The sequence below is a fragment of the Paenibacillus sp. N119s genome, from assembly GCF_059447605.1.
The window spans coordinates 1-5,719 of record NZ_JCAJRU010000282.1 but is presented as its reverse complement, the minus strand read 5'-3'; the positions used below and the strand labels follow the sequence as shown (position 1 = coordinate 5,719).

4 protein-coding genes are annotated in these 5,719 nt (G+C 36.3%); all 4 read right to left on the bottom strand.

Annotation, left to right across the window (positions count from 1 at the left end):
• Positions 1–3,209 (bottom strand): glycosyltransferase (locus AC5V8P_RS22755; RefSeq protein WP_495473890.1); only part of this gene is annotated, 3,209 nt, incomplete at its 3' end.
• A 39-nt stretch (positions 3,210–3,248) separates the two neighbouring features.
• Positions 3,249–3,662, bottom strand: a complete 414-nt coding sequence (locus AC5V8P_RS22750) for an FAD synthase family protein (protein ID WP_016822980.1) — start codon at positions 3,660–3,662, stop codon at positions 3,249–3,251.
• Complete coding sequence (asnB, locus tag AC5V8P_RS22745) at positions 3,659–5,197, bottom strand: asparagine synthase (glutamine-hydrolyzing) (RefSeq protein ID WP_064797883.1); 1,539 nt, start codon at positions 5,195–5,197, stop codon at positions 3,659–3,661. Before asnB ends, AC5V8P_RS22750 begins: the two co-directional genes overlap by 4 nt.
• Before the next feature lie 13 nt (positions 5,198–5,210).
• The coding region (locus tag AC5V8P_RS22740) for a Wzt carbohydrate-binding domain-containing protein (protein WP_495473889.1) at positions 5,211–5,719 on the bottom strand (509 nt) is incomplete at its 5' end.

Here is a 5,719-nt window from a genome sequence, read left to right as displayed (position 1 = left end):
GGACGATCTGAGAAGCCTCTGACGGTCTCTTCAAGCAAGTCGGAGTTTGCGATAGCATCATCATCAATATAGAGTATGACTTCACCCTCTGCTCCAAACAAACCAACATTACGCGCAAAGGAAAGACCTTTTAATGGAGCCTCCATATACCGTAGGAAGGACTCGTCAATATTATAGGTTGTTCTGAACTCACGAACCAGATGATGAATCTCATCATTCTGATAATCATTATTTACAACAATAATTTCATAGCTTGCTTTATCCAACGACTGTTCTATCACAGATTTAATCGCATTTGATAGTTTCTCACTCCGCTGGTATGTGCAAATAATAACGGATAATCCCTTTTTATAGACGGGTTCACTTTCAATTACCGCCTCAATGCGATATAAGTGATCGTTTTTAACCTTGGTATTTATAAGAGAGAACAGAACTTCCGTCTCCTGTGCAAAAAAGTCATAGTTGCTATCCGTCTCACCATTCATTTTATCCTTTATTTTCAGATCCCAAGGATAGTCAGCTACGAATGTATCTGCGGTATGCTCTGATTTATCTATAAGCAGTGCATACATAGACGATGAGGCATTAGAATCTATAAATTCAAAATTATGGACTTCGCCTGTTTTAATATATAAATAGCAAATAGGCGTTGCCAAATTAAGACCAATAATTGTATTCAGTTCATCTCTTCCAACCACGGTATGACCTTTAGCCAGAACATATTTCTTAAACTCACTAACTTTAGCAGCATCTCCCTCAATAATCCAAACTAATGGGGTCAGATAAAAATCTCTTCTAAAATCATCAAGTACCATGAGTTTATATCTGTTAGATGTGATGCCAAGTTCTTGATCTGAAGCGGTCAATGATTTGTCATGCCAGCGATAATCATATATAGGCTCATCGAACGTCACATGTTTGAGCTCAAATAAGGAGTTCACTCTCATCCAGTAATCATAATCTTCAAGGGTATGCTTATAGCTAGAATAGTCGCCTAATAAGTGAGTTACCTTGGCCCTATACATAAAGGCCGCACCAATCGTATTGTTAGGATATACATTTAGTTCCAATGCAGACTTAGGTAGCATAACATTGCCACTGAACTGTGGTTCTTCATACCAGCCATGGTTGGAAATTACTTGGCCGTCCGAGTCAATTAACCTCATGTTCGCATATACCATACCAATATTTTCATCGCGTTTAAGATCAGCGACCATCTTCTCCAAGAAATGTTCAGGTAGAATATTATCTGCACTGGTCCACGTATGATACTCACCCTTAGCAAGTTTAAAACCTCTCGATAATGTTCTTGGTATTTTACGATTTTCCTGATGGACTACCCTAATACGATGATCTGCTTTCGCATACGCATCAATAATTTCTGCCGTTTTATCTTTTGAACCATCGTTAATAATAATGAGTTCAAAATACTTATAAGATTGCTGCAGAATACTATCAATAGCTTTTGATACATAATCCTCACCGTTATATACAGGAAGGACAATCGATATAAGATCTTTCTCAAATGCAGTCTCAAACTTATCCAGTGCCAGAGAAAATGAATTGTCTTTAGCTACTTTATAATTATAAAATTTATACTCATACCAAGTTAATAACTGATTGTAATTCCCTTCATCTTTGCGCAGATCAACAGGCTGATCTCCTGTGTTAGCCCGCTTAATCTTATGCGACACTTTAGATTTAATCTTTTTCAGCAAGATCGTAGTGCCATAGTTTTTCCATACTCTGTATCCCTTAAGAACATATATCATTTTGGATTTGTGTAAAATATGTTTAAGTTTATTCGCCATTTTCCACCTTTTAGAGTTATAAATATTATGAAGCTCTGTAGACAGTCTTCCATTATATTCTTGCAACTCACTGAACTGGGTGTTCAGTTCATTATATTGACCAAATAATTGTCTATATTGATGATTCAAAATATCCAAGTTATTTTTTTCATCATTATAATCCTCTGTGAGTTGAACATATTTTTGTTCTAATTCATCTTTCTTTTCTGACAGAGATTTAAAATCTGCTGACATGCTGTTTATTACATTTTCCTGATGGTCACGCGTTTGAATCAATGTGTTAATCTGATCCGCATGCTCAGCTACTCGTTGTTTTTGCTGTTCAATTTCTTGGCTCTGATTTTCATTAAGGTTTTGTAATGCATTGAACTCATTATTCAGACGTGTATGCCCTGCTCTATAAGCATGGTCTACGTCATCTTTTAAAAACCTATTAATTACATCCATACACTTATCTATCGTCTCTCTTCCTTTGACCGGAAACATCTCTAAAGTAAATTTCCTTCTTTGTTGTATTAGTTGCTCATCTAAGATTGCATTAAGTAAAGTTTGCTTAATATTACCGTTATCACTCACAAAAGGAACAATATTTTGCTGAACTATTTGTTCTTCCAAAGGTAAAATTCCCTCGAACGATTCTGTTTGAGGATGCTGAAATATTACAATTGGAGTATCCGTAAATAGTGCATCAAATATAGCCCCAGAGCCGTCTGATAATATTACATCTGCTTCCTCTATTAAATGAACAAGAGAAGCTTTGTGATCAAGTACTTCAGGAACACGAGATTTAACTAGATTAACCCGATCATGCTCCAAAAAAGAAGTGCCATGATGTAATTTCACCTTCATATTAAAGATATCTGAAATCTCTTCAATGTGGTTCATCACAAGCTCAATAGACGACTCATTCCCATACGTAGGCAAATAGAGCAAATTATATTTATCTGTTTTATGTCTCATCCTTTGAAAGTTGGCATATTTAATCATTCCTACGATTTCAGTCTGAGTGTACGCTGTCAGAACCGAGGAATCATACATCCCATTACAAAAGATGAAATCAAAATTCCGACTCCATGTATCTAAATTCCAGTTTGGTTTAGCCATTCCATACTGATATCTGAACTTATAATCGGACTTAACTTCCAAATAATAGGGGAGGTAAGGATAGAAGGCTATTTTATATGTTTTGTCAGGTACAGCGCTTGTTAGAGTCACGTTTATACCGTTGTTCTTTAAGTAATGATAGGTATCTAAGGACATGTCTCCCCAATCATCTTCTTCAATGTGAGGGACATAAATATCACAAACGATCTGCTTTTTTTCACATTCCTCAATTAAAGGCTTAATCGTTTCATATAAAACAAGATTGTGAATGACAAAAGCTATAGATCTGTTCATATTCACTGTAAAACCTCTTCCTTTCAGGCAAAAATCCACTTATTTTCTTAATTTCAGTAATGTCTCATTCAGTAAAGTTGATGATGTACTCTTCGTATAGGGAAAATATATAATTTTCACTCCAACTTCCTTAAACTGCAACTCATACTGGTCCCAACGTTCATTTTGAAACCAATCATCACCAACGAACATTACGTCATACTTTAATTTTTGCCAAACCTCAAATTTATCCATTGAGTCCTGAGGAATTACAGTATCAACAAATTTTATATTTCTAACAATCTCAATTCGTTCCTCAAAAGGAATGACCGCTTTTTTGTACTTATATGAAACCAACTCATCTGTGGTCACACCCACAATGAGCTTGTCACAGAGTGACTTAGCATTTCTCAACAAATTCAAATGTCCAATATGAAATAAATCGAAGACTCCGGAAGTATAGCCGATAATCATAAGATTTCTCCTAACGTATTTAAATTGAAGTTAAACCATTTGTCGAATGTCGTCTTCCCTTCAATTTTTTCAGAAGATAGGACTCTTTCAAGTTGAACAGGAAAACCCACCTTTTTTCTGTTTACAATCTCTGCTGGGACGATATCTTTAAAAATTCTCTTGAGCGGAGCCTTAACAACCCCATCCCTCATCTTATACTGAGCATCTACACCTGCAAGCCTTTCAATTAATCTGTAGTCCAAGAAAGGAGATCTTGCTTCAACCGAATTTAACATTGAGGCACTATCCAATCTTTTAAGTAACCCTCGTAAATGGGCTTGTTGAAAGAATGCAGCTACGATTTTTTGAGGGCACTTCAGGTTCATAAAAGGTGCTAATGCATCTTCTACAATCTCTAAATCCTCTTCCGATCCATAGGTGTAGAGATCACTAAAAGCTTGGATATCAAAGTCTGTGGTGCTGCTAGCCCATCTGAAAATACGGTCATATCCATAGAAAAGTTCATCAGCGCCTTCTCCACTTAAGATGACTGTGTTTTTAGCAGATGCTTGTTGTGTCATATGATACAGCAGCACTTCGTTGGGCACAGACAGTGGTTCTTTTTTTACAAGCACAAGTTCACGAGCTAATGATAAAAAGCGATCAGGATCAAACAATATCGGATGATGAATAGTGTTGTATCTTGTTGCTGCGATTTCAGACCACTGGAACTCATTATAATCTTCAAAGCCAACAGTCCATGTATGCTCTACCCCAGCAAGTGCGGTAATAATCGTGCTATCCAAGCCTCCGCTTAGGTAACTTCCAATTTCAACATCTGCGATCTTGCGATACTCTACTGCAGAACGAATTAAATACTCAAGTTCCTCATCTGAAGGCGGCTCTTTCTCTGAATAATCAAGTTCCCAATATTTAATAAATTCGCCATTCTCATAGTAATATCCTGGCGGGAATTCTTTTATTTCATTATAGATAGTCCGATTATTAAAAAAACATCTCATTTTTTTATATTGCCTTATAGCTGCTTGATCTAAAGAAACGCTATGAACTAGTGGGAGCAGGGGAGCAATTTCAGAGCTAAAGATGTACTCTTCACCATTCCTATTGTAGTAAAGCGGCTTTACCCCCATACGATCTCGTGCTACAAAAAATGATTTCTGCTGGACGTCTAAAACAATAAAACTGAACATTCCATTAAGCCAATTCAACATTCGGGGACCATATTGAATGTAAAGCTTCAATAAAAGTTCAGTATCTGAGTTTGTTCTCATTTGAATTGAATATGCCGACGCTAATTCTTTATAATTATAGATTTCTCCATTAAATATAATCGCATATCTTCCATCATCAGAAAAAAAAGGCTGATCACTTCTCTGATCTAGATCTAAAATGCTTAACCTGTTGTGACCAAGCATAAAATTTTCATTCTGGTATATGCAAAGTGGGGCCGTAGGCCCCCGATGTTTCATTATACTTAATGAATTACGAAATGCTTTTTTATCTATAGCTACATTAGAAAACAAAATCCCACACATTTTATCACCAGCCCTAATTAATGACTTGCAAATCTATTGTATTATCTACAAATATTAAACCTGGTACGTAATTATTTTCTGGCTTAGGAACCTCAAAAACAGCTGCTATACTTACGCTATCCAAATAAAGAGGCTCAAACGGCTTAGGCTTCAAGCCAATAGAGATGGTGTATTTACCACTTTCAGACAATAGATTACGGAAATTAAAATTAACCTCAAGAATGCCCCCTGCTTGCATTTTCGGGACTAATTTTGCCTTATTATAAATATTCATGCCAAACACATCTACACCTGTATGGTTTCTAACCATGTAGCCAATGGTTCCCTCAGAATCAATATCTTTATAATATTGTGCCAGCAAACGCAAAGTAACCATTTCGCCAAAAGGAACCTGATTTACTACTTCTCCATTGACTAACAAGTCTGCTCTTATAAATCGTGCATCTCCCGTTCCAGAACGAAACTCATTGGCACGTTTTGCAAAAGCAGGGTCCTCTTCTAACAACAACAACGTACTCTTCT

What these genes read in the sequence shown, in the direction of transcription:
- AC5V8P_RS22750 (WP_016822980.1), bottom strand. Translation starts at nt 3,662, where the DNA reads ATGATTATCGGCTATACTTCCGGAGTCTTCGATTTATTTCATATTGGA.
- asnB (WP_064797883.1), bottom strand. Translation starts at nt 5,197, where the DNA reads ATGTGTGGGATTTTGTTTTCTAATGTAGCTATAGATAAAAAAGCATTT.